A 25,765-nucleotide genomic window follows, 5' to 3' on the forward strand; every position below is an offset into this window, starting at 1 on the left:
TTACTACCTCTTAGGTCGAGCTAAGCGCAAATTATCTGCTTGCACTTTCACTATCATACCGGTTTGCAGTTGGACGTGAACTTCATCTTTTGAGATATCGGTAATAGTCGCAGGAAGAGGACTCTTTCCAACCTTAACGGTAACTTCGGTCCCTACCACTAAATTTGATTCAGTCAATTTTTCAGGTGGTGGTTGTTTAATTTGTTTGTGTTTTGCGGGTTTAGTTCCCTTAAATTGCGTTTGATTTTGTTTTTCACGCTTTTCTTTAGAACTTTTTTTCTCAGGTTTTGGTTTAGACGCGTTGTTTAGTTTACGTTTTTCAGCCACTTTAGCTTTACTTTCAGTCAACTGTTTTAACGCATGTTCAGCATGCTCTTTTTCAATGGCATCACCTTGATTACCATCTAAATCAATTCGAAAACTGCCTTCTTTCACACTGTGTAAATAACGCCAGCTGTTTGTGTAATGTCTAAGAGAAGCCCGTAATAACGTTTTACTTACCCGATCATCTTCTTTTAAACGTTCAGAAAGTTCTTGAAAGATACCTATTTTTAAAGGTTTCGCTTCACCTTCTAATGAGAAACATTTAGGGAAGGTTTGTGCTAAAAAAGTAATAACTTCTTTGCTATTCGAAAATTTTTGTTGGTTTTCCATTCAATCTACTAATTAATAATTTTGTTCATAATCTTCATCGTGTTCTGCATCATCCCAAGTTGCCAACAGTTGGTCAACCCAGTCGTGCAAATCCGCGTCGTCGATTTCCAAGAGGTAACTGTCTTCATGCCAGTTTACCCATATATGATGTAGTATTTTTTCTAAACGGCTTGTGTCTATGTCTTCATCTGCAAGATCATAAGCCATGTGTAAAATCGTGTTTAATCGTTCAGCTGCTTCTTCAGCTTCGTCATCCCAATTTTCAAGATCAGCTGGCGTCGCCAAAACAACATGAACATCTACAAGACTTTTCACACTATCGTCTCTTGCAGCAAATCAACCATTTTTTGTAATCCCAAGCCATCGATAGAATCAAAACGTGCTATTGATGGACTATCTATATCTAACACTCCGATTAGTCGTCTCCCTGACAAAATGGGGATCACAATTTCTGAGTTGCTTGCAGCATCACAAGCAATATGCCCTTCAAACTGATGAACGTCAGAAACGATCTGAGTCGTTCGATTTTTAGCAGCATTGCCGCAAACGCCCGCTCCCATTGGAATTCGAATACAAGCAGGTTTTCCTTGAAACGGACCTAATACCAATTCTTCACCGTCTACTAAATAGAATCCAGCCCAATTTATGTCCTCTAAACTCATAAATATTAACGCACTCAAATTTGCTAAATTAGCAATTAAGTTACGCTCATCTTCTATGAGAGCTTCAGCTTGTTTTGCAAGGCTTTGATAAAATTCAGCTTTTTCTTGATCTGTAGACATCTTTACCTTCGGGTTATTAACCTATATTTGCGACGAGTCGATATATAAAAAGGATTTTAACCTTCAATCACTAGAATTTCAGCGGTTTTTTTACGATTTATGTTTTAAAGACCTTCGGAAATGATCTTTGCAGAGATTAAGGGGTCTCAATCTCTGCAAAATTTGGCTGGAAATAGCGATATATTTTGATCTGCTAGTTATCCCCTAAGGAGGTTATTCCTTAATTTTAAAAGACAAAGTTACACTTGCATTTATTTCATTTAGACCAGGTAAATACTGCGCTGCTTCATTAAATACAGAAAGTGAGCGCGCAGAAGGCTGCGGAGTTGGTTGATAACTCGATGTTTCCTCAACATTTATCACATTGCCTAATTTAATCTTTAAGTTCTTTGCTAAATGTTTAGCCCGCTCGTGACCATCAGAGATAGCTGCCTCTAAGGCGTTAAGGTAAGCTTGTTGTTGATCTTCGACTTCATAGCGAAATCCATCGATTCTGTTTACCTTCAAAGTAAACAACTCTTCTAAAATTGCTGGGTAGTTTTCAAACTTCCGCAATGTCACATTGATATTGCGACTAAACACAAAGCCTTTTTGAATGTTTGATTGTCTTTCACGTTCATACCAAGGATATAAGCTTAAGGACATGGCTTGAATATCTTGTTGCGCCACTTTGTGTTTACTCAGTACCGATAATATTTTATCAGTTTTCGCATTTACTAGGCCATTTAAGACTGACGAATTATCACCCTTTTCTTCAACGGCAATGGTAAATTTTAAAATATCAGGTGCTTGGAAAATGCTCCCTTGCCCCCTCACTGTGATGATATCACTACGAGATTCATGGGCGGATAAAACAAAACTATTTAGTAATAAAATACCAACAAGTAGTATACGCATTTTAATCTAATCCTTTTTTGGTGATAACTGCCGCTCTATCCATAATGAAGCTGACTTTAATATACTTTTCTTCTTCATTACCCCAGATGCATGAATGGGTACCAATAACGGCCTCGCAATTATCCGCTTTACCTAAAATCATCTCTACATCTGATTTTATCATCCCCATCTCAACTCTATCGTAGTTTTCTAAGGTTACTTTTGAACACCCTGCTAGCAAAATGCTAATACCTGAAAACATGATTATTTTTCGCAACATATCTTTACCTTTCAAAAATGTAAGTTGTTCAGCTGTTAGTTTAACCAAAAAACCAATAAGCCACTATAATTGCCGTAATAATTCCTGCGAGATCTGCAGCGAGGCAACAGGCCACGGCATAACGACTATGCTTAATTCCCACAGCCCCTAAGTATACGGCGAGAATGTAAAACGTAGTTTCTGTTGAACCTTGCAATACTGAAGCAAGACGACCGGCAAAAGAGTCCGCGCCATGGTGTTGCATGGTTTCAATCATTAATGCTCTGGCACCAGAACCGCTCAAAGGTTTCATTAATGCATTGGGTATAGCATCAACAAAGCGATTATCTATCCCAATAAAGTTTACGCCACTGGCCATGACCCCCATCAACATGTCCAATAATCCGCTGGCTCTAAGCATACCAATAGCAAATAACATAGCAATTAAATAAGGAATAAGTGAAATAGCTAATTTAAAACCTTTTTTTGCCCCTTCAACAAACAATTCATAACAATTTAGTTTTTTGAAAGCCCCCACACTTAACACTATGACAATAAAAGTTAGTAGCAAGCTATTGGCTACAATGGATGATTGCGTCGACATTTGCTGTGCTGTCAGTGAGGAAAAATAAATAATTACCGCTGCTAATATTGAAATAACCGCGGCGGCATAAAGAAAAATCACACGGTTAAATAGATTTATCTTTTGTACCCAAGAGGTCACTAACAAGCCAACCATGGTCGAGGCAAATGTCGATAACAAAATGGGTATAAACACATCCGTAGGGTTGACTGCACCCTGCTCTGCTCGATACAAAAATACTGCGATTGGAAATAATGTCACAGACGAAGTATTCATGACTAAAAATATGATTTGTGCATTAGTAAGACTGGCTTTTGATGTATTCAGACTTTGCATATCTTGCATTGCCTTTATACCGAAAGGCGTAGCTGCGTTATCCAATCCCAAGACATTGGCTGATATGTTCATCGTAATACTTCCTATGGCGGGATGCCCCTTGGGAATTTCAGGCATTAATCGACACAACAGTGGTTCTAACACAATAGATAATTTAGAAACTAAACCAGAACGCTCAGCGACTTGAAAGATTCCTAACCAAAATGCCAATACACCGATTAAACCAATGGAAATATCAACGCTTAATTTGGCCATTGAATAGATCGCATCCATTACGTCTTTAAAACTACCTATATGGTCATTAAAGAATACTTGCCAGAGTGTGGCGATAAATGCCGACAAAATGAATGCTAACCAAATTCTATGTAACATAATTACTTAAGGTGTTGACTGTTTGAGAGTAAACTACCATAGAATCAATATGATGTGAGAAAATCCTGTTTATCGATTAACAATAAACAGGACTTGTTCGTAGTAATAATTAGTGAGGGGGAATTTTTTATAGAATTATTTATTTGAATTTAAAACAGCTTTTAAACTATCAATACAGTAATTCACATTTTTTAAATTTGAACCATAACCCATTAGACCGATTCTCCACACTTTACCCGCTAAAGAACCGAGTCCAGCGCCGATTTCTAAATTGTAGTCATTTAGTAAGGTTTGTCTTACCTTAGCATCATCAACGCCGTCAGGGATCCGTACTGTATTTAATTGCGGAAGACGATATTTTTCTTCAACAATAAATTCTAATCCGAGTGCTTCAAGGCCTTCTTTTAGCTTATTGTGCATTTCTTGATGGCGTTGCCATGCAGCTTCTAACCCTTCTTCTTTTAAAATAACTAGGGATTCGTGCAGCGCATACAAACTGTTAACAGGTGCGGTATGGTGGTAAGCGCGTTTAGCTCCTTTACCCCAATATCCCATCACCAGTTCCATATCTAAGAACCAACTTTGGATAGGTGTTTTTCTTGCCTTAATAGCATCAATTGCTAACTGACTGAAGGAAACAGGCGATAAGCCAGGAACGCAGGATAAACATTTTTGTGTCCCTGAATAGATAGCATCAATTTGCCAGTCATCGACGCGTAATTCACAGCCGCCTAATGACGTCACAGCATCCACTAAGGTTAAACAGTTGTACTTTTTAGCCAGTTTACATAAGGCTTCAGCATCATTTTTAACCCCTGTAGAGGTTTCTGCATGTACAAATGCGACAATCTTAGTGTCTTTATTTTCTTCTAAAGCTTGTTCAAGTTTTTGAATATCTGTAGGTTTTCCCCACTCATCTTCCACCAACACAGCTGTACCACCGCAACGAATTACATTCTCTTTCATGCGGCCGCCAAAAACACCATTTTGGCAGACAATGACTTTGTCACCTGGCTCTACTAAGTTAGCAAAGCAGGCTTCCATACCGGCGGAACCTGGTGCTGAAACCGGCATAGTTAATTGATTCTTGGTTTGAAATGCATATTGCAGGAGAGTTTTAATCTCATCCATTAAATCGATAAACTGTGGATCTAAATGACCAATTGTTGGTCTAGAAAGGGCCGTCAGTATTTTTGGATCAACATCTGAAGGTCCAGGCCCCATGAGAGTACGAACCGTCGGGATAAATGATGTAGCAGTTGAAGTCATAAATTACATTCTCATTAGGTTAAAACGAATATAGTGTTACAGTTGATTGGCTAAACAACAAGATCAGCATATCCAACATTCACAAAAAGAATGTAATTTTCATTCAGCATTTTTCAAATTACTATTCAATTAAGTCAAAAATAATGAATTTGTTGCAATTAAGCGCTGTGGATAACCTGTACACAAGAACTGTATAAGATGTGACGAAATCACTAAGATCATTTATATTTTAGTAATATGTAATAACTAGGTGACTGATATTACGTCATTTTTAAATTTAATCTCAAATATGTTTAAATTTTGAGCAAAGTTGTTCTAAACTAAATATTCAAATCAATTATTTTGATTTTTGAAGACTTCTCCCTGAAGAAGTTTAGTTAGCGCAAGGCTCTTTACCAGAGCCATTCCCCTAAGCCCGGCACTAGAAATGGTACCGGGCCTTTTTTAAGGAAAGTGACGACATTATTCAGCCAGTAACTCGCTCATATAATGTTTGGCATTTTTTACATAATGGTCAGCAGAACCTTTTAGCATAGCCTGTTGCTTATCACTCAGGGTTTTTACAACTTTGGCAGGGCTGCCCATAACTACAGAGCCGTCGGGTATCTCCATATTTTCGGTCACCAAACTGTTTGCGCCAATCAAGCAATAACGCCCTATTTTAGCACCATTTAGCACTACCGCATTAATACCAATTAAACTGTAATCACCTATTTGACAGCCGTGCAACATCACCTTATGCCCAACGGTAACCCCTTTACCCAAAACTAGCGGCACTCCATAATCGGTGTGTAATACCGAACCATCTTGGATATTTGTGTCTGGGCCTACGGTTATATCATCGCAGTCACCGCGAATTACCACGTTAAACCAAACACTGCTATTTTCACCTAAGTTCACCGAGCCAATAACATGGCTTCCTGGCGCAACAAAGACACTATCAGCCACCACGGCTTTGCGTTCTCCTAATGAATAAATCACATCAACTCTCCTATTGTACTGTTATTTATCAACTTGTCGCATCAATCCTTCTTGCATAGTTGACGCTACTAGAACGCCTTGCTGATTGAAAAATTGACCACGAACTAAACCACGCACACCACCAGTAAATGGACTTTCTGCTACGTACAATAACCATTCATCAAATTTAAACGGATGGTGGAACCACATAGAGTGATCTATGGTAGCCATTCTAAGCTGCTTATTTCTCACCGAAATACCGTGGGGCTGCAAACAGGTACCCAGAAAATGATAGTCTGACGCGTACGCCAGCATGGCGTGGTTTAAATTTAAATTCTCCGCAACCAATTCTTGGGCGCGCATCCATATATATCGTTTGGGCTCTGATTTAACCGGTTGCAGTGGATCGATAGTTTGCACAGTTCTGCTATCTATCGGTTTGTGATAACTAATGGCTTCTTGCATTCGTTCTGAAATTTTGTCCAATGTACTTTCAAAAAAAGTTATATCTGATTTAATTTCTTCTGGTGGCGGTACATCTGGCATATCCGCATATTGATGCTCTAAGCCTTTTTCAGGTGTTTGGAAAGAAGCCGTTAAGTAGAAAATGTTTCTGCCATTTTGAATGGCCTTTACCCGCCGAGTAGAGAAACTTCTACCGTCCCTGACATTTTCCACTTCATAAATTACTGGATGGTTAGCATCACCCGGCAATAAAAAATAGGAGTGAAATGAATGGGAGACTCGACCCTCTGGTAAGGTATTGTGGGCAGCGGCTAATGCTTGACCCATTACCTGACCGCCAAATAGCGCGCGGAAGCCGAGATCCCAACTTTGCCCCCGGTACAAAGTGTTTTCAATTTTCTCTAATTGCAATAATGACTTTAATGTCACTTCTGCCATGTACTACTCCCCGTTAATTTTAGCGCTGTTGTATTTTTAGTTTTTTAGGATAAAACTTTTCTGGTAAACCCGAAGCATGTTCGAAATAACGAGTGTCTTTATACGGCAATTTCATAAATCCTGAAATCCCTAAGCCTTTAATTTCTGAAACTAACTGAATAATCCGCTTTAATAATGCCCTAAATTCATTTTCCATACTGTGGTCAAGTAAGGTGTAATAACTGTGGATTTTTAAATTAGATGGCAGTGCTTCAAATATTATGCACCCCGTATGATGAATACGATTTAACTGATGAATGATCTCCATCATTTTATCAGGTAGAGCTAAAAGTTCATCTGGATCTTCGCCGTCCTCAAAATAAGAATGGTTGCGACTTTGATCCTCCGTTATCGAAGTATGACTGAGTTCATAAGGAATCTGCATGTTATTCTCAGCTTGATAAGGTAAATTTTCGTTATCACGTTCAATATGTAAGGTATCGCGTGCGTTAAACATACAGCTTTTAAACACACCCACACGGTGAATTGCTCGCGCTAAGGTAATCACATTATTGACTGACACATCAAAAGACCGTTTTAAGGTCGGATCGTATAAATTTAAACTAGAGTCTATATACACCCCTTCAGGTTGCCACCGAACCACTAAACCGCCCACAACTGGGTATTTACCTAACCTGCCTACCGCTGATATAAAGGCTTTTTCGGTTTCGCCCATCCCTTGCATGTAATTTTTATAATATCGTTCAAACTGTGCATCATTGACGTAATGTAGATCCGAGCTAATATCGCTATTTTCAAGTTTCAAGAAAGAGCGTCTAGAACTATAAACAACAGTATCAATTTCCTTTTTCTTAGCAAAACTCCAAGTTGGAATAAGCGCAAGGTGTTCATCAATATCCTTATCAGCGAAAACCACGTTTTTCATGAACTTCATATTTTTCATAAAATAGTCGCCGCCTAATCGGCGTTTTTCCGGCTCGTCACTTAACATTGCGGTTAATACTTCTGATAACTCTTTGGGTAACCCTAGGGAATTGGGCGTAATAATATGTCTTCCAAAGCGACTTGATTGACCTGACGCCAATGCATAAAGTGTACTCGCTAAGCCCTGCTCATCGAATCTGGGGCTAGATAGCTCTCCGTTTAACTGTTCATCGCCAATGAAATAGACGTCGCCAAGACGAGCGTTAGTTTGTTGCAGATCACTGGACATGAGATCCATCACATTGTTTGCGATATATTGGCCTTGATGATCCATTTGTGCAAACACACTGGAGCCCCAATCAATTAACCCGATTGATTCAGTTTGTGCGTCGAATACGATGTTTGAAGGTTTAATATCACCATGCACTATGGGTTTGTTGGTGCCCTGCTCTTGATGCTGTCGTAGAAATAATAAGATGTCACAAAGTTGAGCGGCTATTTTGGTTATGAGTCTAGCTGACAACGGCCCTTTTTGTAGGGAATAGACTTCAAGGTCAACTCCCTTTGCCCTTTCCATAACCAAAATGGCTTGTTTTTTAATGCGTTGAAATTCAATTAAAGAAGGCACATGAGGATGTTCTACCTGACTTAGCATATAAGCTTCGTCTTCTAACTGTTCCTGAACGTGTTGTGGCAGGTTAATACGGGAGAATTTAAAAACCAATTGGTTCTGTCGAGGATCACTACCGGCAAATGCAAAACCGAAGGCACCTTTACCTATCAATTCAATATCACTGTAACCAAGCAGCTCTAGTTGCTCTTTACATAACTTAATCCATTCCTTTAATTTTTGTGCGTCTTTGTGGGACAAAAGATAAACAGATTGTTCGTCTGGAATATAAAAATGTTTGAGATCTGCAACAGTCATTTCAGTTGGCCTTGATTCAATAGCCTAGTTTTATAAGCCCATATTATTTAGCTCTTGATCATAAAAAAGGCTATTCAGCCTTTTTCAACCACTCGACATACCCTTTGCCATGGGCTTTGTCCGCACTAATGTGATTCACTAATCCAGGTAGCAATTCATCTAAATCAGTGTCCAATTGCCAAGGCGCGTTGACGATAATTAACCCCGAACCATACATACCGGCGTCACCTTCATTTTCAGTAACATGCATAACAACATTCAATACACTTTTACAGTCAAGTTGCGCAATTTCTTGGCACATTTTTTCGCTTAATCCAGCCTTTTTACCGGCGCGATTGGATAACAGCGGATACCAAATAGCAAAAATGCCAACGGACCACTTTTTAATCCCTTTAGTCAAAGTCTGCACAACCTGTTCATATTCGCTAGCCACTTCATAGGAAGGATCTATCAGCACTAAGCCTCTTGCTGGAACTGGCGGTAATATGGCCAACAAACCTTCATATCCGTCACGATGATGTACAGCAATAGTGGCTGAACTACCAAAGTCAGACAAATTGTCTCGTAAGTTATCAATTTCAGTATTGTGCAACTCCATGCAAACCATTTTGTCTTGTTCACGGAGCATATTAGCGGCAATTAACGGCGAACCAGGATATTGATTATTTGCAATAAATTCATTGGTGAGCTGCTGATAGTCTGCAATATCCTGTTGCTCTGATTGATATTTCTGGATTGCCGTTATACCAGTCTTAAACTCTAGGGTTTTTTGTGCTTCTTCACCAGCTAGTTCATACAAACCCGCTCCGCTATGGGTATCAATATAGATGGCTGGCTTGGGTTTGTTTTTAAGTTTTTTGATGATCAACATTTGGGTAATATGCTTTAACACATCTGCATGATTGCCTGCATGAAAACTGTGGCGATAACTTAACATTTCAATAGTTACTTTTATAACTGGACATCAGCTAATGATACTTAAATAAGGCAATGCCACCAAGGTTTAATCAAAAACTGCCATATAAAACTATATGGCAGCACATACCTTAACTTAACTCAGTTAGCATACTGATGGGGTTTTCCAGATAGGATTTCCACAAGTTACTAAATTTCAGCATAGTGGCACCATCAATGATGCGGTGATCCCCAGACCAACTGATATGCATGATATTGACCGGAACGACATTGTCATTTTGATCAAATCGTGGAAGTCGCTGAATTTTACCTAGAGCGACAATGGCACTTTCAGGTTTATTGATCACCGGCGTTGCTGTGGTACCGCCAATCACGCCAACATTGGATATACTAATAGTACCGCCCTTTAAGTCCTGATTAGACAGTTTCCCCTGTCTGGCTAACCCTACTAAACGTTCCACTTCTTGAGCAATCTCAAACAAGGAAAGGTTTTCTACACCTTTTATATTGGGCACCAACAAACCTACCTTTGAATCAACTGCAATGCCAATATTATGGGTTTTGATATAGGTTATTTCAGTACACTCAGGGTTCACCTGGCTATTAATGATTGGGTACTGTTTTAAAGCCAAAGACAGAGATTTAATGAAAAATGGCATCAAACTTAATTTAGTGCCCTTATCTTCAAACTCCTGTTTAAGATCCCGGCGCACATCCATTAACTTATCCATTTCTATTTCATCACTGACACTAAAATGGGGAATACTGAAAACAGAATCCGTCATTTGTTTGGCCATAATGGCTTTAATTCCACGAATAGGTTCAACTGTATTATGGTTATCTAGATCTTTACTTTGTGTTCTAGGATTTTCATTGAGGTTATGATTTGTCGCTACCTGATTGGCAGAGTCAGTTTGCTGAGATTTATCTAAGTGAGCGGCAATATCTTGTTTTAACACGCGCCCTTTTTTACCGCTTCCTAATACGCAAGTAATATCTAAATTATTTTCTCTGGCTAGGCGACGGACAGCTGGGCTGGCTAGTGCCTTTTTGTTAATTGATTTTTGCTCAGGCGAGCGCTGTTGGCTTACTTGAGGTTGATGGCTCACCTCTTCGGCAGTTTTCTGTTGTCCTGACTTCGGGCCTGCTTCTTCAGAGGTGATCAGTGAATACAAAGGGCTATGGACTTTAGCCACTTCCCCTTGATGATAATAAAGTTGACTTATTACCCCAGTGTATTTGGCTGGGATTTCAACCAATGCTTTGTCTGTCATCACTTCGACCACGGCTTGATCTTCAGTCACTTTTTCACCTTCTTCAACCAGCCATTTAACGATTTCACATTCGACTATGCCTTCACCAATATCTGGCAAAATAAAATCCAAAGCTTCACTGGAAGCGGCATCATCGGCTGATGGCGTTTGACTCAGTTTGGTCTCTTCTTCCTCAAGAATAGGCTCACTGGTCTTTGATTTGTCAGAAGGTGCATCCTCAGAAGTTCCATGGGCTTTTGGCTGATCGTCAAGATTGCCATCTAATGCAAATAAAGGTTCATGGACTTTTGCCACTTCACCTGCTTTGTAATATAGCTTACTCACTTTTCCTGAGTGCATTGCTGGAATTTGCACGGTTGCTTTATCGGTCATGACTTCGGCAACGGGCTGATCTTCTTCGATCAAGTCCCCTTCTTTTACCAACCACTCAAGGAGTTCACATTCTACTATTCCTTCGCCAATATCAGGCAATATAAAGTCTTGCATCTTATTTCTCCTGATTAATAATTGACTGAGCGTTTGATGGCTTCATAGGTTTTTAAATGATCCGGCATATATTCCTTTTCGTGTGACAACGGATAAGGCGTATCTAAGCCACAGACTCGTGTTATGGGTGATTCTAGATTTAAAAAACATTTGTCTTGAACAGTGGCGGCAATTTCACTGGCAAAACCTCCGGTTTGAGGTGCTTCGTGGTTAATTAACAGTCGCCCCGTTTTCACAACAGATCCACAAACGGTTTCTACGTCCCAAGGTAAAATGCTACGTAAATCGATGATTTCACAGGAGATGCCATCACCTTCTGCCATTTCTGCCGATTTTTGCAAAACTTCTACCTGCGCTCCCCACGCCAGTAACGTGATGTCAGTCCCGCTTTTAACCAACTCCGCTTTACCTAGAGTCAATTCGTAATCTTCTTCTGGTACTTCCCCCACTGATGCGCGGTATAAACGTTTGGGCTCCATAAATAGCACCGGATTGTCGTCGCGAATAGAGGCCAATAACAGACCCTTAGCTTGATATGGATTGCGAGGAATAACGATTTTCATGCCTGGAATATGAGCGAAAAAAGCCTCTGGTGATTGTGAGTGATAATGGCCACCAGCAATACCACCACCATATGGTGTTCTGATGGTCAAACTACCGCAGCTAAATTGACCGCCGGAACGATATCGAAATTTAGCAGTTTCATTGACGATCTGATCAAACGCGGGAAATATATAATCAGCAAACTGGATCTCTGCGATGGCAGTTGACCCCTGTGATGCTAAACCATTGGCAAACCCGATGATGCCCTGTTCAGTTAACGGCGTATTGAAACAACGGCCATTACCAAACTTTTCTTGTAAATTGCTCGTGGCCCTAAATACCCCCCCAAAATGCCCTACGTCCTCACCAAATACCATGGCTGTTTTATCTGCTTCCATAGCTGTGATTAGTGCATTATTTACCGCTTGTAACATGTTCATTTTAATCATTTTTAATTCTCCCTGAAGTCTTAGGATAGGCATCTGGGTACTGACGAATATGTTGCTTTAATGATTGCAATTGTTCTTTTAAGTGCCATGGAGGGGTGTCATAAACATCTTCAATAATATCATCAATGTTATTTACGGGTTCCTTTTCAACTTGCTTTAGAGTTTGCAATACTTCTTGACGAGATTCAGTGGCAAATTGTTTGATTGCCTCTTCATCCAGCCAACCTTTACTTTTCATCCATTTCTCGAAACGTAACAATGGATCTTTTAATTTCCATTTAGCTTCTTCTTCTTTAGAGCGATACCCACTGGGATCATCTGAAGTTGAATGAGCAGCAAGGCGATAGGTCATGGCTTCAATTAATACCGGGCAATTTTCTTTCAGTGCAGTCTCTCGTGCCTGTTTAGTTGCTGCATAAACGGCTAAAACGTCATTGCCATCGACGCGGATCGTTCTAACTCCGTAGCCGATACCACGAGATGCAATGCCATCTCCGGCAAATTGTTCTTCTGCTGGGGTAGAAATGGCGTAACCATTATTGCGGCACAGGAAAATCACCGGGCAATGTAAAACAGCGGCCATATTAAGCCCTGCGTGAAAATCGCCCTCAGATGCGGCTCCTTCCCCAAAATAGCATATAGTTAACGCATCCAAACCAGCCATTTTTTGACCATAAGCATAACCTGAGGCTTGGGGAATTTGTGTCCCTAAGGGAGATGAAATGGTCATAAAGTTAAGATCCTTATCACCGTAGTGAATGGGCATTTGACGACCTTTATTAGGATCTTTTTGATTACTAAACATCTGATCCATAAATTGTTTGGTTGTATACCCACGATACGCTAATGAACCTTGTTCTCGGTATTGAGATAAAATCATATCTTGGGGCTCTAAAGCCGCTGCGCTACCAATAGTTGCGGCTTCTTCACCGGTACAGGCTAAATAAAAACTGATCCGTCCTTGTCGTTGAGCGGCAATCATTCGTTCATCTAAAATCCTAATGTAATGCATAGTTTTTAAGATTTTTTCAGATACTTCTTGGCTTAACTCGGGGCACTGCTCATGGTCATGCTCAACACCATCAGGTGACAATAATTGCAACATGGGGATGTCAACTAATCCATTGGTGATCATTTGAACCTGATGGACCATCCCAATATCGGAAAGATGATTTCTGTCTTTCATCAAAAAACCTATTTTGTGAGTTAAATAAACTGTTATCAATATGTTAATTTTAGTTCACATTTAAAGGAGATGTGTTGCGAAAATGAATTGTGCAAAATGCACATAAGACAGAAGCATTCTAATAAGACCATTCATATTAGGATGTCTATCCTAATTATTAATTAACCTGAATCCCTTTATTCACCAGCAAGAGAATGTTTGGACTAATTTCTTTTGTTAACTAATTAAAAGACTGGAAGTTGTGGTCGTGGAAGTTGCTGGAAAATGATTGAGTTTCAACACGAGTTAAAAATTTTAGGATCTGAGTTCATACTAGAAATAAAAAAGGGTCTAATCATTAGACCCTTGCTATATAGATTCGACTTAAGTTTGTTTACTCAAACTTACGTTCCCGTTTAGTCTCTATGGTTTCAATGTACCCATGCCATGTGGCATATCCAATTAATGGCATTAGTAATACAAATCCAACAAACCCCGTTAAAAAGCCAATGACCACTGCGACAAAGATAATCATTGCCCAAACAAACATTGCACCTTTATTCAGCCATACAGCGTTTACGCTCGTTAACACGGCAGTGGCCAAATCTACCTTACGTTCCATTAATATTGGTTGGGTAAAGGCACTGAGTAAAAATACGATGCCAGTAAATACTGCGCCAACGACTGTACCTAAAACTAGGAATGGCAATAACTCTTCCAAGTTATCTCCTAAGTAAGATGGATATAATGCATGGATCATTGATGCGACACGCAACCAAAATATCATCAATACCATAAGCAATATGCCAAACCCCCATTCATTCACGGCATTTCGTTTCACTGCTTTTACCGCATGCCATAAAGTCGGTTTATGGCCCTTACCAAATTCCCAGCTAATATCATATAAAGCGGCGGCTAAAAAAGGGCCGATTAACATAAAACACACCATGGCAGGTAAAATAACTAAATGCCAACCAGTGAGTGCAACTAAATAGGTTATCAACCAAGGAATTAACGCGAAAAACACGCCAAAGAAAACCGTTAAAATAGGTGCTCGTAATAGATCTCTAAATCCTAATGCGAGCCACTTAAAAGGATCGGTTAATGCTAACTCTTTGCAAGGAATAACTCGGGCAATACTACTATCAGTTATTGCATTATGAGGTTCTTCTTGGAAATGCTGTGACATACATAACTCCCTAACTTTAAATCGAATCGGGTGGAAACACAGTTATAATTCAAATAAGACATATCAATTAGTATAAGTAAGCAATGAAAGTTTGCCATTTTTCCGCTGAATTATTATTCACTTGAGTTAACAGAACAGCGCTTAAGATGCCGACTTAGAACATTCTTATTATTAACATAAAATTAACAACTTGAAAGTAAAAGTAGATTAATAATTAAACTGAATGTATTTAAGGGTTAATGAATATCGGCTAGACACCAACTCAAGGGGCTAGCAAAATAGCGAAAAAGGGCTAGATTAAGGTCAGAAAAGCTCGTAATGGATTGTTCTGAGTTAGATACACATTTAAATACAAAACGATGACAATTGTTTTTAATCAGATCGTAGTCACTATAATTGTATAGATTAGCGACTGCAGTTGCTGCAGCGTGGGGAGAGATTAGCGGTGCGCCTGAAGCATCACATAATACATGTATGCGAGTTCCACTTCTTTTAGTTAAGAAGCGCTCAGGAGAAATTCCGCGAATTAAACCGTTTCCTTTTAATTCAATAATATTACCGTCAACCCAAATCCCAGTATGTTCAAATACACCAAAAATGCCACAACAGACAATAGAGCCGTCTTGAACACTAACTAATGAATCATCTTCACCAGGGTAATGTTTTACGTATTGGCGTTTAATTTTATTTGATTGCTGAAGTTTATCGCCAGCATATAAAGCGGCTATTCCAGCCCCTAACCATAACAAAGGTACAGGCATGTCGTTTTCCTATGAAGACTACTCCTTAAGCCTGCAAGATCTATTTAAATTAGGCAATATAAAGTTTGTAAACAGATGTTATGCAAAAAAACATGAGTGATATATAAAAATAATTATGAATTCCCCCTTAACACCACCCCCTTGGCTGTATTATTCTGTGTTATCAAATTAAGGTGTAGGTATTCATGAAAATAATCAACAAATCCAACAAATTAGAGGGCGTGTGTTACGACATTCGAGGACCAATCCTCGATGCTGCCAAAAAAATGGAAGATGAAGGACATCGTATCCTCAAACTTAATATTGGTAACCCCGCCCCATTTGGATTTGCCGCACCAGAAGATATTTTAAAAGACGTTATTCATAACTTGCCTACTGCCCAAGGCTATTCTGATGCCAGCGGTATTTACGCTGCCCGTGTTGCAGTAATGCAGTACTACCAACAACAGAACATTAAAAACATTTTAGTTGATGATGTATTCATTGGTAATGGCGTAAGCGAATTAATCGTTATGGCCATGCAAGCGTTGTTAAACAATGGTGACGAAGTATTGATCCCCAGCCCCGATTACCCTCTGTGGACTGCAGCGGTCAGCTTGTCCTCTGGTACGCCGGTACACTATAAGTGCGTTGAACAGGCAGATTGGTTTCCAGATATAGCCGATATTCGCAGTAAGATAACCAGTAATACCAAAGCCATCGTACTCATTAATCCAAACAACCCGACTGGTGCGGTATACAGCAAAGAAGTACTCCAAGACATCATTGACGTTGCCAGAGAGTTCAATTTAGTTGTGTTTAGTGATGAAATTTACGACAAGATTTTATACGACGATGCTCAGCACAATTGTATAGCGGCCATGGCCGATGATTTGTTTTTTATTACCTTAAGTGGCTTGTCAAAAAACTATAGAATCGCGGGCTTTAGGGCTGGTTGGCTATTGGTTAGTGGTAATAAATTAATTGCCAAAAATTATATAGACGGCATTAATATGCTGGCATCCATGCGCATGTGTGCCAATGTCCCCTGCCAACATGCAATTCAAACTGCATTGGGCGGCTATCAAAGTATTAATGATTTAATTGTCGACGGTGGCCGTTTAAAAATTCAACGTGATTTAGCCACTAAAATGCTAAATGACATCGAAGGCATAAGTTGTGTGGTACCCAAAGGGGCCATGTACTGCTTCGCTAAAGTAGACGCTGAAAAATTCAATATAACCAATGACGAACAAATGATTTTGGACTTATTGACCAAAGAAAAGATTTTGCTTGTTCACGGAAAGGCGTTTAACTTTAAAGATGGCTGTTATTTCAGATTGGTTTTTCTACCTCACAAGGACGAATTAGAAACCGCGATTAAACGTATTGGTAACTTCTTCTCGTACTACAGACAGGTTTAATTGCATTACTCTAAATGAGAGTGCTATTTTCAACACTCTCATTCATTAAACAAGGGCTTTATTTGCTGATTTGGGCACAAAATCAGCAAATAGTGACCACATCCATGTATCATTCACACCAGTAGCTGATATTGGTATTCTTTACATTAATCGGTAAAGAATAAACGGTAAGTAAAAGCCTTTCCCTTCAATCTAAAATGATAAATATTTCATAAAATCAAAGGTCTTAAGTATGAACCAAAGTACATTTATGGCATGGATCATTAGAATGCCATTACTCGAACGATGGGCATTAATGCATTGTTTTCAAAAAGAGAATGTTTCAGAGCATTGTCACCAAGTGGCGGTTATTGCTCACTTATTAGCAGTAATAAAAAATAAGCGATTTAATGGTAAGTTAAATCCAGAAAGAGCCGCTACCTTGGCTCTTTACCACGAAGTCTCTGAAACCAAATTGCAGGATATAAATACCAACACAAAGTACCATAATCCTGAGTTTACGAAAGCATTTAAGATGCTGGAAGATTTAGCTGAAAAAGAGTGTTTATCTACCCTGCCTGAAGATTTGCGCAGTGAAATGGAGCCATTGTTAGTTCAATCTGAAGTAGACCCTGAATATAAAGCGATAGTTAAAGCCGCAGACATTTTACAAGCCTATGTAAAAACCATGAATGAACTGCGTTTTCACAACGATGAATTCTTGCATGTGAAAGATAAATTAGATAAAACCATTGAAGAACTCATTGTAACCATGCCTGAAGTAGCTTGTTTTGTAGAAATATTTTTAGATAGTTGTACCACTACCCTAGATAAATTGTCAGAAGCACAATTATAAGCTCTTATAGCTTCCTTACAAACTGGCTAAAAATAAGAGACTTAAACTGTATATTGTTAAGTCTCTTATGTATTTGCTAGTTGTTGTTAATATAAATTCAACTTAAAATCTAATCCCATCCTCTTATCAAGCCTAATCAGTACGGCGATACTGACTTCGTTCTTAGTAACATCTAATGTTACCTACGCTGAAGATAACTCAACAAGAGAAATTGAAAAGCTCGAAGTAAACCATAATGCAACGCCTTCATCCTCACTTAGCCAAGTCGAAGTGGTTAAAGGGTCTGGAAAAATTTTATACGCTCCACAACATAATTTAAACATAGTTGAATATGCGCAAACATAAAATTGAATGTTTCCCTTCGCCCCCATAATTACGCAAGTGACAAGACTCTATAAATAAGTTAATTTATTCCTAACGCTTTGATTTAAAAAGATCGATTCAAGATTTTTCAGCACTGCATCAAAGTATATTTAATGCAAAAACAAACATGAGAAATGTCGTTGATCACTAATTTTAAAAACCAATTAAATAGGTAGGATAATGTAGATGTGGACCCAAAGAAGAGAATCAAATCAATCTATTCGTACTGGGGATCACCGAAATCCTTACCAACGTGATAAAGCGAGAATTTTACATTCTGCTGCGTTTAGGCGTTTACAAGCTAAAACCCAAGTTTTAGGTGTAGGTATGAGTGATTTTTACCGCACTCGCTTAACTCACTCCTTAGAAGCATCACAAATTGGACATGGTATTACTTCACAGTTACGCAATAAGTATCCACAACTAACCGAGCAACTTGAAGTAAATGAACAACTCATAGAAGCCCTTTGTTTAGCCCACGATATAGGTCATCCGCCCTTTGGTCATGGAGGGGAAGTGGCATTGCATTATAAGATGTATCAACACGGTGGTTTTGAAGGAAACGGCCAAACCTTTCGAATTGTTGGAAAACTAGAACCCTATACCTTAGAGCATGGTATGAACTTAAGCCGTCGAACTATGTTGGGATTGGTTAAGTACCCAAATTTTATCGATACCCTCACCAATCATAGTATTGCAACAGACCAAGTACCTCACCGCCAAGTTAAAGCAGACTTATGGCATCCACCGAAAGGTCTTTATAAATGCGACTCAGAAATGTTGAGCTGGCTGTTAGAGCCTCTATCAGATAATGATAAAAATAAATTCGTTGGTTTTAATCAGTTTGATGATAAACATAGTAAAACGCGATTCAAAACCTTTGATTGTTCTATTATGGAATTAGCTGATGACATTGCTTACGGTATTCATGACCTTGAAGATGCCATCGTTATGGGAATTATTCATCGTGATCAGTTCCAACAAGAAGTGACTGCAAAAATTAAAAATCTAACGGATTTTGCATTATCTAAAAATATTGAGGCTATTACCGACAAACTTTTTAGCGAATATCATCATCAACGTAAAGACGCCATCGGTGCTTTGGTAAATGTTTTTATTACATCAATAGAAATTGTTGAAAAAACTGAACACTTTGATGAACCCTTGTTACGTTACGATGCAGCCTTTCCTACGTCTTGTCATCAAGCCTTAGGGTTATTTAAAACATTTGTATTCAATCGTGTTATCCGTAAACCAGACATTCAATTGATAGAGTATAAAGGCCAACAAATAGTAATGGAGATTTTTGAAGCGATTGAGTCAGATCCTGCGCGGCTTTTACCTGAAAATACTCGAATTAGATGGCGTGCTGCTGAATTAGAAAATAATGGAAATCGAGTTATTGCAGATTATATTTCTGGCATGACAGATGGCTTTGCTTCGAAACTATACAGTACGTTGTTTTTACCAAAATCCGGCAACATTAATGATCAATTTAGTGGTTAGTTTTATGGTTTATTACTAAAAGATTGCAACTTTTTGTCCAATTCATCTTTCTATACGTATAAGTGCAGCGTTCTTAGAATTTATTGGATTAATAATGTTAATAAAAACCCCAAAAAAGAGTGATGAATTAGAAAGTCAGGTAACCCCCAAAGCTGTCTATCAGCAGCGTCGAAATATGCTTAAAGCAATGGGGTTCTTAGGCACCAGTGCCCTACTCGCTAGTCAACCTGTACGCGCAATAAGTTGGTTTTCAGATGATGACGAATTATTTAAAACGACGCCTTTGTCATTCACCAAGTCGTCTCAGTTTAGTACCCAAGAAACTCTTACACCCATTGATAAAGTCACTTCCCACAACAACTTCTATGAGTTTGGCACGGCTAAATCCGATCCCAAGGAAAACGCGCAAAAATTCAAAGTTGAACCATGGAAATTGGTCATTGATGGTTTGGTCGAGAAGCCCATTACCTTAGACTATGATGATCTCACTAAATTATTTCCACTTGAAGAAAGGATCTACCGCCTTAGATGTGTAGAAGCTTGGTCAATGGTTATTCCATGGATTGGCTTTCCGCTGGCAAGTTTAATCAAAAAAGCCAGTCCCCTTAGTTCAGCTAAATACGTCGCGTTTGAAACCTTAGATGATCCAAAACAAATGCCAGGCCAGAAAAGTCGCTTAATTGGTGGAGGAATTGACTATCCTTATGTTGAAGGGTTACGTATGGATGAAGCACTACACCCTTTAACGTTAATGTCCGTTGGTTTATATGGTGAAACCTTACCTCCACAAAATGGTGCTCCCATCAGACTTGTGGTGCCATGGAAATACGGGTTTAAGAGCATCAAGTCCATAGTGCGTATTAAATTAACCGATAAACAACCTCCCACTACATGGCAGAAATTAGCGGCAAACGAATACGGTTTTTACGCAAATGTAAATCCGGCTGTTTCTCATCCGCGTTTGAGTCAAGCCAGTGAAAGGCGCATCACCAGTGGTGGCCTTTTTAATCAATCCCGTGTTCCGACACTTCCCTTTAATGGATACGATGAAGTCGCCGACTTATATAAAGGCATGGATTTGAGGCGCTACTTTTAAATGAAGATAAGATTAACTAACAGACGCCTATTTTGGCTAAAAGTAATCATTCATTTATCTGCAGCCCTGCCGTTAGTTTGGTTTTTTTACCAAGGATCCATAGATCAACTTGGCGGTGATCCCGTTAAAGAGATTCTGCATTTTACTGGCATCAGTGCATTCAACTTGCTGTTAATTTCTCTTCTGGTTACGCCCTTAGCAAGGCGATTTAAATTAGCTGCTTTGGTTAGAGTGCGACGATTGCTTGGTCTATATGCATTTGTCTATGCTTTGGCGCATTTCCTTAGTTATATACTTTTTGAGCTTCAACTTGCTTGGCAACTATTGATATCGGAAATTGTTAAGCGGCCCTATATCACCGTTGGTTTTTTTGCTTTTGTTATTTTACTGCTACTGGCTGCAACATCCACTGTATGGGCACAACGTAAACTGGGAAGAACTTGGCAAAATCTACATAATTTTGTCTACCTTGCTGGAATTTTAATCGCTCTGCATTATATTTGGTCAGTTAAGTCAGATATCCTTCAACCCACTATTTATTGGGCTTTACTGCTTATTTTATTATTTTTTAGAAAGCAAAAACTGACACAATTGGTTAAAAAATGTAAAAAAACACTTGCATGAACAGATATACAGTACTACTGTGTATACAACCACTGTATAAAAATACACTATAGAGGCAAGTTCATGGCACAGGTAGATTTAAATCAACAAACATGTTTACCCAATCACAATCAATTGCATTATCAAAACTATAAAGCACATTATGGGCTTAATGGATTATCTGATGCTAAATGGATGTATCTAATTTCTGACCGGGTGAGCTATGCAGGTAAATTTGAAAAAGCGATTAAGTTAAACAAACCATCTCAAGAAGTATTGTTTAGCTGGCTTGAGAAAATTATTCTTGGGGGGCAATGTTCAGCATTATTCGTAGAAGACTTGCCCATTGATGATATTCGAACGGCTAAAATCAAATCTCTTTGTGAGCAAAACTTTATCACTCTGATAAATTTAACCTTAGATGGCACTTTACCTGATAATTTGATCATCGGTCCCTGGCACTAAACTTTTTATAGTAAAGACTAATTCAACCTTGGTGTAATTTCGATTACCGTTGGGCAAAAATCATAGTTCAATAATTCAAGCTTAGGGGAAAAGGAATGCAAACCTGAGTTTAAGGGTTAAAGTAATCAATAAAATAACTCATAGTTTTTAGACAAAGTTCGAGTGACTATAGTAGAGTTTCTATTGCTCTATTGTTTGTTGTTTAATTCTAGATTAGATTTACCGCAGATGAATATTCTAGAGTAAGTTAAACGATGCAGCGTAATAACCATCCATGTCCCTGTTGCAGTAACAAGTCCTTCGCAGACTGTTGTGGGCCATTTATTTCCAGAACAAATTCTCCTGTTAGCGCAGAACAATTAATGCGCTCTCGATTCAGCGCCTATGTAAAAAAGAACTACCAGTATATTTTGGATACCTACGCGGCTAGTTCTCGTCAAAACCTATCGGCCAAAGAACTTCAACAAGGAGATAACGGCACTCAATGGTTATCCTTGGAAATTGTTGACTGCCCTAATGTAAACACCGTTGAATTTAAAGCTTACTCTCGAGTAGATAGTTGCTTTTATTTACTTCATGAGGTATCAAACTTTAAGTTAGAAAATGAACTATGGGTCTACGAGGATGGCAGTATTGTAAAAGACACGGGGGCATTTACACCAAATCGAAACGATCAATGTCCTTGCGGTAGCGGTAAAAAATACAAAAAATGCTGCTTAAATTAATAAAACTTCATTTAACCCAATAAAAAGATAGTTGCTTTTAGTTAACTATTTTTACCCTAAACGATTATAGTCTTCACCGTCTTAGCCCTTATTAAATGGGCTTTTAGGGTTAGATTACTAACCATTCTAACTATCTGAATTTGGTAAAATATAATACCTGCAACAGTAATGAATTTGTTAAATCAACTCCAGTCTTATCATTCTTACTTATATCTTATCTATCTGATTTTGTTATTTTTTAATTGATATTTATTGAAAATTTGTAAGAATAATAGATGAAATATATCTGTTCCAGGCGTTATCTGCGATTAGTATTTGCAGATAAATTTTAACCGTCTAAGATCAAAAGCAACCTCCGCTAAAATAATCATTTGATTCTCATAAAACTGAAAAATATCAAAACACTACGCGGGGTTATTTCACATTAACATCAGGATACAACATATATGAAAAAAACTGCTATTTTTAAAGCCAAAGAACATTGGTTAAAAGTCGCTTTAATGATGAGTGCTTCAAGCGCAATTTTCACTTCCTTACCAGCTCTTTCTCAACAATCAGCAGAAATAGACACTGAATCGGTCGAAAAAATCAGCATTATTGGCTCTCGTCGTTTAGGCCGCACTGTTGAAGACAGCCCTGTTCCCATCGATATTATTGGTGCCGATGCGCTGAATACAACAGGCCAAACTGAAACAAATATGATTTTGGGCAGCTTGTTACCTAGCTTTAACTTTCCTCAACCTTCTCTAACTGATGGTACTGACCATGTACGACCTGCTCAACTAAGAGGTTTAGCACCTGACCACACTTTGGTACTCGTAAACGGTAAACGTCGTCATTCCAATGCGTTACTTAACTTAAATGGATCTACAGGTCGTGGCTCTTCTGCTGTAGATTTGAATGCAATACCTGCAAATGCCATTGAGCGTATTGAAGTCTTACGCGATGGTGCTGCAGCGCAATATGGTTCTGATGCTATTGCAGGAGTGATTAATATTGTCTTAAAAAGTGCCAACAGTGGCGGTTCAGCCTCTCTAACCTATGGTGCCAACGTAACCACTATGGATGGCGTGCCAGAATTACAAGATGTGGGTATCAGTGAAGATGGTAACCTTACCTTTACAGAAAGTGGTGATCGAGAATTAACCGATGGTCAAACTGCTACATTAAGAGGCAACATTGGTTTAGAACTAGGTGAAGACGGTTTCCTTAATATTTCAGCAGAATTTCGTGACCGCAATGCGAGTAATCGTTCAGATTACGATACCCGTGAAAACTACGCCCGTTTAGAAGATGGTTCTTTAGATCCCCGTGAACTCACTTGGGATCGTTACAACCATAACTTTGGTAATGGTGATGTCGAAGATATGGCTGTATTCGTTAATGCCGGTCTTACCCTAAATGCAGAAGCAGAGTTGTATGCATTTGGTTCATACAGTACCCGTGAAGGTGAAGGCGGCGGTTTCTATCGTAGAGCACAAGATAGCCGTAATATTGAAGCAATCTATTCAGATGGCTTTTTGCCAATCATCACTTCTGATATCAATGACTTTTCATTGGCAACAGGTATAAAAGGTGATTTGAATAAATGGAACTACGACGTATCTGCGGTTTATGGTGAAGATGAGTTTAAATTTGGCGTCATCAATAGCTTAAACGCTTCTCTTGGGCCAACCAGTCAAACAGAGTTTGATGCAGGAACCTTGATCTATGATCAATTCACCTTAAACCTAGACTTCAGTCGTGAAATTGACGTTGATGGTTTAGCCAGCGGCGTTAACCTTGCGGTCGGTGCTGAATATCGCCATGAAGGTTATGAAATTAAAGCCGGTGAAGAAGCATCTTATATCCAAGGTGAATTTGATGGCGCAGCAGGTTCTCAGGTCTTTCCTGGATTTACCCCTGAATCAGCTGGTGACAACAGCCGTCATAACATAAGTTTATATGTGGACTTAGAAGCTTATGTTACGGATGATTTGAACGTCACTGTAGCGGCGCGTTATGAAGATTATTCTGATTTTGGTTCTACTGTTAATGGTAAACTGGCGACTCGTTATACTCTTACCGAAGATATAGCACTACGGGCTTCAATATCCACAGGTTTTAGAGCACCGTCTCTTCAACAACAATACTTCACATCAATCGCCACTGTCTTTGTGGATGGCGAGCCTACTGAAACTGGAACATTTGCTCCTAGCAGTGATGTAGCTGTAGCTTTGGGCTCTCCTGGCTTAGACGCTGAAGAGTCACTGAACTATGGTGCAGGTATTACCTGGTCGCCTGATTCAAATGTAAGTGTGTCCGTTGATTATTATAAAATTAAGATCGATGATCGTATCGTGTTATCGAATAACTTATCTGGAGCGGAAATTGAAACTTTATTAGAAGGTACGGGTGCTAACCGTGCACGTTTCTTCTTAAATGCTATTGATAGTGAAACTTCAGGTGTCGATGTAGTGGTTTCCTATAACACTGATATTCAGAACTGGGGGGATATTGCCTTTAATGCCGGTTTTAACTACAACAAAAATGAAGTTACAGACATCATAGATCCGCCAGCAGTGCTAGCTGGTGCAGGCTTCGATCAAGATAACTTGTTCTCAGATGTTGAGTTAAGACGTTTTGAAGTTGGCTCGCCAAAAACTAAACTTAATCTAAGTGCCATTTGGAATATGAATGATTGGCATGCAACTATGCGCACGACTCGATATGGTGAGACCCAAGAGCCATCAACTGATCCAGCAACTAACGAAGTGTTACCTGAAAAATGGGTTACTGATTTAGATGTAAGTTATGATGTCTCTGAGAATCTAACCCTGACATTAGGCGCGAATAACTTGTTTGATGTGTATCCTGATACCACTCGTACGTTGGTAGAAGAAGTAGGAACTTTCTCAAGATTGTTCCCCTACTCAGGCTTTTCACCATTTGGCTTTACTGGTCGTTTCGTTTACGGAAAGGTTTCATTTACATTCTAATGGGTTAAATCAGTCACTTATTTTAATAATAAAAAGTGAATCAGATAATAAAATACAAGTGGGTACAGTAGTTACTGTATCCACTTTTTTTTGTTTTTTTGAATCACTAAATTGACAAAAACAGTAGAACTTTTATTTACCACTTAAATATTCAAGTCATTAA

At 38.9% G+C, this 25,765-nt stretch carries 24 protein-coding genes; 8 read left to right on the forward strand and 16 right to left on the reverse strand.

Going from position 1 to position 25,765, the window contains the following annotated elements; all coding sequences use genetic code 11:
• Positions 1-3: 3 nt before the first annotated feature.
• From proQ to AB6T38_RS04240, 16 genes are all read right to left on the reverse strand, one after another.
• On the reverse strand, positions 4-654 hold the full coding sequence (proQ, locus tag AB6T38_RS04165) for an RNA chaperone ProQ (protein ID WP_372546124.1): 651 nt from the start codon (positions 652-654) through the stop codon (positions 4-6).
• Between the two features lie 12 nt (positions 655-666).
• Positions 667-969 (reverse strand): hypothetical protein, encoded by a 303-nt coding sequence (locus tag AB6T38_RS04170; protein WP_348490424.1) that lies wholly within the window; start codon positions 967-969, stop codon positions 667-669.
• Complete coding sequence (locus AB6T38_RS04175; RefSeq protein WP_372546125.1) at positions 966-1,436, reverse strand: GAF domain-containing protein; 471 nt, start codon at positions 1,434-1,436, stop codon at positions 966-968. The genes AB6T38_RS04170 and AB6T38_RS04175 overlap by 4 nt, the downstream gene beginning before the upstream one ends.
• A 213-nt stretch (positions 1,437-1,649) precedes the next feature.
• Entirely contained in the window at positions 1,650-2,333 is a 684-nt protein-coding gene (locus AB6T38_RS04180) for an SIMPL domain-containing protein (RefSeq protein ID WP_372546126.1), read from the reverse strand.
• Between the two features lies 1 nt (position 2,334).
• Complete coding sequence (locus AB6T38_RS04185; protein WP_372546127.1) at positions 2,335-2,592, reverse strand: DUF3862 domain-containing protein; 258 nt, start codon at positions 2,590-2,592, stop codon at positions 2,335-2,337.
• 40 nt (positions 2,593-2,632) lie between these two features.
• A complete protein-coding gene (locus tag AB6T38_RS04190) occupies positions 2,633-3,862 on the reverse strand; it encodes a nucleoside recognition domain-containing protein (protein WP_372546128.1) in 1,230 nt (409 codons plus the stop codon).
• Between the two features lie 135 nt (positions 3,863-3,997).
• Positions 3,998-5,131 (reverse strand): alanine--glyoxylate aminotransferase family protein, encoded by a 1,134-nt coding sequence (locus AB6T38_RS04195; RefSeq protein ID WP_372546129.1) that lies wholly within the window; start codon positions 5,129-5,131, stop codon positions 3,998-4,000.
• 462 nt (positions 5,132-5,593) lie between these two features.
• Positions 5,594-6,112, reverse strand: coding sequence for a gamma carbonic anhydrase family protein (locus AB6T38_RS04200; RefSeq protein WP_372546130.1), 519 nt, complete (start codon positions 6,110-6,112; stop codon positions 5,594-5,596).
• 21 nt (positions 6,113-6,133) lie between these two features.
• A complete protein-coding gene (locus AB6T38_RS04205) occupies positions 6,134-6,994 on the reverse strand; it encodes an acyl-CoA thioesterase domain-containing protein (protein WP_372546131.1) in 861 nt (286 codons plus the stop codon).
• A gap of 19 nt (positions 6,995-7,013) precedes the next feature.
• Positions 7,014-8,846 carry a protein kinase gene (locus AB6T38_RS04210; protein WP_372546132.1) on the reverse strand — a complete coding sequence of 611 codons (1,833 nt, stop codon included), beginning with the start codon at positions 8,844-8,846 and terminating at the stop codon, positions 7,014-7,016.
• A 70-nt stretch (positions 8,847-8,916) separates the two neighbouring features.
• Complete coding sequence (locus AB6T38_RS04215; RefSeq protein ID WP_372546133.1) at positions 8,917-9,783, reverse strand: 23S rRNA (adenine(2030)-N(6))-methyltransferase RlmJ; 867 nt, start codon at positions 9,781-9,783, stop codon at positions 8,917-8,919.
• Between the two features lie 109 nt (positions 9,784-9,892).
• Entirely contained in the window at positions 9,893-11,521 is a 1,629-nt protein-coding gene (locus AB6T38_RS04220; RefSeq protein WP_372546134.1) for a dihydrolipoyllysine-residue acetyltransferase, read from the reverse strand.
• A gap of 14 nt (positions 11,522-11,535) precedes the next feature.
• A complete protein-coding gene (locus tag AB6T38_RS04225) occupies positions 11,536-12,513 on the reverse strand; it encodes an alpha-ketoacid dehydrogenase subunit beta (RefSeq protein ID WP_372546135.1) in 978 nt (325 codons plus the stop codon).
• Positions 12,506-13,699: a thiamine pyrophosphate-dependent dehydrogenase E1 component subunit alpha gene (locus AB6T38_RS04230; RefSeq protein WP_372546136.1), complete on the reverse strand. Its 1,194-nt coding sequence runs from the start codon at positions 13,697-13,699 to the stop codon at positions 12,506-12,508. Before AB6T38_RS04230 ends, AB6T38_RS04225 begins: the two co-directional genes overlap by 8 nt.
• 373 nt (positions 13,700-14,072) lie before the next feature.
• A complete protein-coding gene (locus tag AB6T38_RS04235) occupies positions 14,073-14,867 on the reverse strand; it encodes a DUF2189 domain-containing protein (RefSeq protein ID WP_372546137.1) in 795 nt (264 codons plus the stop codon).
• Positions 14,868-15,103: 236 nt separating this feature from the next.
• Positions 15,104-15,628 carry a hypothetical protein gene (locus AB6T38_RS04240; RefSeq protein WP_372546138.1) on the reverse strand — a complete coding sequence of 175 codons (525 nt, stop codon included), beginning with the start codon at positions 15,626-15,628 and terminating at the stop codon, positions 15,104-15,106.
• A 185-nt stretch (positions 15,629-15,813) separates the two neighbouring features.
• Between AB6T38_RS04240 and AB6T38_RS04245 the strand changes: the two genes are divergently transcribed.
• The 8 genes from AB6T38_RS04245 to AB6T38_RS04280 all read left to right on the forward strand — a co-directional run bounded on the left by AB6T38_RS04245 (position 15,814) and on the right by AB6T38_RS04280 (position 25,602).
• Entirely contained in the window at positions 15,814-17,031 is a 1,218-nt protein-coding gene (locus tag AB6T38_RS04245) for a pyridoxal phosphate-dependent aminotransferase (protein ID WP_372546139.1), read from the forward strand.
• 232 nt (positions 17,032-17,263) lie between these two features.
• Positions 17,264-17,866 carry a 5'-deoxynucleotidase gene (yfbR, locus tag AB6T38_RS04250; RefSeq protein ID WP_372546140.1) on the forward strand — a complete coding sequence of 201 codons (603 nt, stop codon included), beginning with the start codon at positions 17,264-17,266 and terminating at the stop codon, positions 17,864-17,866.
• Between the two features lie 549 nt (positions 17,867-18,415).
• The gene (locus AB6T38_RS04255) at positions 18,416-19,735 is read left to right on the forward strand and encodes an anti-phage deoxyguanosine triphosphatase (protein WP_372546141.1); all 1,320 of its coding nucleotides are present in this window, start codon (positions 18,416-18,418) and stop codon (positions 19,733-19,735) included.
• Positions 19,736-19,829: 94 nt separating this feature from the next.
• Complete coding sequence (gene msrP, locus AB6T38_RS04260; protein WP_372546142.1) at positions 19,830-20,831, forward strand: protein-methionine-sulfoxide reductase catalytic subunit MsrP; 1,002 nt, start codon at positions 19,830-19,832, stop codon at positions 20,829-20,831.
• Entirely contained in the window at positions 20,832-21,455 is a 624-nt protein-coding gene (msrQ, locus tag AB6T38_RS04265; protein WP_372546143.1) for a protein-methionine-sulfoxide reductase heme-binding subunit MsrQ, read from the forward strand.
• Positions 21,456-21,518: 63 nt separating this feature from the next.
• On the forward strand, positions 21,519-21,899 hold the full coding sequence (locus AB6T38_RS04270) for a hypothetical protein (RefSeq protein WP_372546144.1): 381 nt from the start codon (positions 21,519-21,521) through the stop codon (positions 21,897-21,899).
• Between the two features lie 254 nt (positions 21,900-22,153).
• Positions 22,154-22,624, forward strand: coding sequence for a YchJ family protein (locus AB6T38_RS04275; RefSeq protein ID WP_372546145.1), 471 nt, complete (start codon positions 22,154-22,156; stop codon positions 22,622-22,624).
• Between the two features lie 446 nt (positions 22,625-23,070).
• A complete protein-coding gene (locus tag AB6T38_RS04280) occupies positions 23,071-25,602 on the forward strand; it encodes a TonB-dependent receptor plug domain-containing protein (protein WP_372546146.1) in 2,532 nt (843 codons plus the stop codon).
• Positions 25,603-25,765: the final 163 nt, after the last annotated feature.

It is taken from the genome of Aliiglaciecola sp. SL4, from assembly GCF_041538045.1.
Classification (GTDB): Bacteria; Pseudomonadota; Gammaproteobacteria; order Enterobacterales; family Alteromonadaceae; genus Aliiglaciecola.

Coding starts and splice junctions, on each gene's coding strand:
- AB6T38_RS04235 (WP_372546137.1), bottom strand. CDS start 14,867: ATGTCACAGCATTTCCAAGAAGAACCTCATAATGCAATAACTGATAGT.
- AB6T38_RS04210 (WP_372546132.1), bottom strand. CDS start 8,846: ATGACTGTTGCAGATCTCAAACATTTTTATATTCCAGACGAACAATCT.
- AB6T38_RS04280 (WP_372546146.1), top strand. CDS start 23,071: ATGAAAAAAACTGCTATTTTTAAAGCCAAAGAACATTGGTTAAAAGTC.
- msrP (WP_372546142.1), top strand. CDS start 19,830: ATGTTAATAAAAACCCCAAAAAAGAGTGATGAATTAGAAAGTCAGGTA.
- AB6T38_RS04175 (WP_372546125.1), bottom strand. CDS start 1,436: ATGTCTACAGATCAAGAAAAAGCTGAATTTTATCAAAGCCTTGCAAAA.
- AB6T38_RS04205 (WP_372546131.1), bottom strand. CDS start 6,994: ATGGCAGAAGTGACATTAAAGTCATTATTGCAATTAGAGAAAATTGAA.
- AB6T38_RS04180 (WP_372546126.1), bottom strand. CDS start 2,333: ATGCGTATACTACTTGTTGGTATTTTATTACTAAATAGTTTTGTTTTA.
- AB6T38_RS04190 (WP_372546128.1), bottom strand. CDS start 3,862: ATGTTACATAGAATTTGGTTAGCATTCATTTTGTCGGCATTTATCGCC.
- AB6T38_RS04255 (WP_372546141.1), top strand. CDS start 18,416: ATGTGGACCCAAAGAAGAGAATCAAATCAATCTATTCGTACTGGGGAT.
- msrQ (WP_372546143.1), top strand. CDS start 20,832: ATGAAGATAAGATTAACTAACAGACGCCTATTTTGGCTAAAAGTAATC.
- AB6T38_RS04225 (WP_372546135.1), bottom strand. CDS start 12,513: ATGATTAAAATGAACATGTTACAAGCGGTAAATAATGCACTAATCACA.
- AB6T38_RS04185 (WP_372546127.1), bottom strand. CDS start 2,592: ATGTTGCGAAAAATAATCATGTTTTCAGGTATTAGCATTTTGCTAGCA.
- AB6T38_RS04195 (WP_372546129.1), bottom strand. CDS start 5,131: ATGACTTCAACTGCTACATCATTTATCCCGACGGTTCGTACTCTCATG.
- AB6T38_RS04245 (WP_372546139.1), top strand. CDS start 15,814: ATGAAAATAATCAACAAATCCAACAAATTAGAGGGCGTGTGTTACGAC.
- AB6T38_RS04230 (WP_372546136.1), bottom strand. CDS start 13,699: ATGAAAGACAGAAATCATCTTTCCGATATTGGGATGGTCCATCAGGTT.
- AB6T38_RS04220 (WP_372546134.1), bottom strand. CDS start 11,521: ATGCAAGACTTTATATTGCCTGATATTGGCGAAGGAATAGTAGAATGT.
- AB6T38_RS04240 (WP_372546138.1), bottom strand. CDS start 15,628: ATGCCTGTACCTTTGTTATGGTTAGGGGCTGGAATAGCCGCTTTATAT.
- AB6T38_RS04275 (WP_372546145.1), top strand. CDS start 22,154: ATGCAGCGTAATAACCATCCATGTCCCTGTTGCAGTAACAAGTCCTTC.
- AB6T38_RS04215 (WP_372546133.1), bottom strand. CDS start 9,783: ATGTTAAGTTATCGCCACAGTTTTCATGCAGGCAATCATGCAGATGTG.
- AB6T38_RS04270 (WP_372546144.1), top strand. CDS start 21,519: ATGGCACAGGTAGATTTAAATCAACAAACATGTTTACCCAATCACAAT.
- proQ (WP_372546124.1), bottom strand. CDS start 654: ATGGAAAACCAACAAAAATTTTCGAATAGCAAAGAAGTTATTACTTTT.
- yfbR (WP_372546140.1), top strand. CDS start 17,264: ATGAACCAAAGTACATTTATGGCATGGATCATTAGAATGCCATTACTC.